This window comes from Kitasatospora sp. NPDC002543 (assembly GCF_053594915.1).
The window spans coordinates 1-1,232 of sequence record NZ_JBSFWR010000249.1 but is presented as its reverse complement, the minus strand read 5'-3'; the positions used below and the strand labels follow the sequence as shown (position 1 = coordinate 1,232).

Here is a 1,232-nt window from a genome sequence, read left to right as displayed (position 1 = left end):
GGGCCTGGCCCGGAACTCCCCTCCGCGCCCCAGATCGAAGACGCACGCGGCGGGGACGACCGGCACCACCTCGCGCGGCCCGGCCCCCACGCGTACGCCCCGGCCCTGCTCCTCCAGCCACGCCATGACACCCGACGCGGCGTCCAGGCCGTAGGCGCTGCCGCCCGTCAGGGTCACGGCGTCGATGCGCCGGACCACATTGCGCGGGTCGAGCGCGTCCGTCTCCTTCGTGCCCGGGCCGCCGCCTCGCACGTCCACAGCGGCGGTCATTCCGCCCTCGGGCGCGAGCACCACCGTCGTCCCGGTCAGCCAGCCGCCCTCGCCGGCGCGGGTGGCATGACCGACCCGCAGGCCGGCGACATCGGTCAGGGCATTGCGCGTGGGCGTCGTCATACGGCATGCGTATCACGCGAGTTGGGCCCCGGGGCGGTCTCCACGCAGGCCCCCGCGGGCGTGACGTTCACGCCCACAGCGACGGTGAGCGCGGCCACGATGCCCGCCGGCGATGTCCCCGCGAACTTCGCCGTGACCAGCTAGCTACCTCTGGTGCTTCGTGGGCTTCTACGGTCACGTGCGTCGCCGTCTGCTGGTCGTTCTACGCCCGCAAGGGCGCCTAATCCCCCAGCTGCCCCCACGACCCGAGCGACGACGACCCGCGCGGCCTGCACCCCGGCACCCCTGCGCCCTGCACCCCTGCGCCCCGACACCCGGCACCGCTGCGCCCCGGCACCCCGCACCCCTGCTCCCGCTCCCGACGCTCCGCCCCCCGACGGACGTACGCTGGAGGCATGAGTACCGCCCCCGACCCCGAACCGCGCGATCCGAAGAGCGCGCTGGTCTTCGACGATCCGCTGAGTACGCAGTCCTCGGACGACACGGACCAAGGGTGGGGTGAGCGGCCCACCCACAGCGGCGACAGCGCCGCCGACCTGGCACGCTTCCTCGACGAGAAGCCGCCCCACCACCTCTGAGCCCGGCTACTGCTCGCTGTGCCCAGAGCCGCGCTGCGCCACCAGGGCGTCGCGGATCTCCTTCAGAACCTCCAGCTCGGACAGCTCCACGACCTCCGCGGCGCCTTCCTTCGCGGCATCCCGGGCCGCCTTCCTGGCGAGGTACTTGGCCATCGGCAGCACCATCAGGAAGTACACGACCGCGGCCGTGATCAGGAACGTGAGGGTGGCGCTGAGCACCGAGCCCCACAGGATCTCGATGCCGTCGTCGCCCGGGCAGGT

Annotated in this window: 3 protein-coding genes; 1 reads left to right on the top strand and 2 read right to left on the bottom strand. The window is 73.2% G+C overall.

Annotated elements, in window-relative coordinates; all coding sequences use genetic code 11:
• Positions 1 to 393 (bottom strand): P1 family peptidase (locus ACWD4P_RS38345; protein ID WP_449782839.1); only part of this gene is annotated, 393 nt, incomplete at its 3' end.
• A 395-nt stretch (positions 394 to 788) separates the two neighbouring features.
• Between ACWD4P_RS38345 and ACWD4P_RS38340 the strand changes: the two genes are divergently transcribed.
• Entirely contained in the window at positions 789 to 971 is a 183-nt protein-coding gene (locus ACWD4P_RS38340) for a hypothetical protein (RefSeq protein WP_266563200.1), read from the top strand.
• Positions 972 to 977: 6 nt separating this feature from the next.
• On the opposite strand, the gene ACWD4P_RS38335 is transcribed toward ACWD4P_RS38340, so the two are convergent.
• A partial coding sequence (locus ACWD4P_RS38335; RefSeq protein WP_449782838.1) for an MscL family protein occupies positions 978 to 1,232 on the bottom strand: 255 nt, incomplete at its 5' end.

Excerpts from the sequence above, each read along its gene's own strand:
- ACWD4P_RS38340 (WP_266563200.1), top strand. The coding sequence starts at position 789 with ATGAGTACCGCCCCCGACCCCGAACCGCGCGATCCGAAGAGCGCGCTG.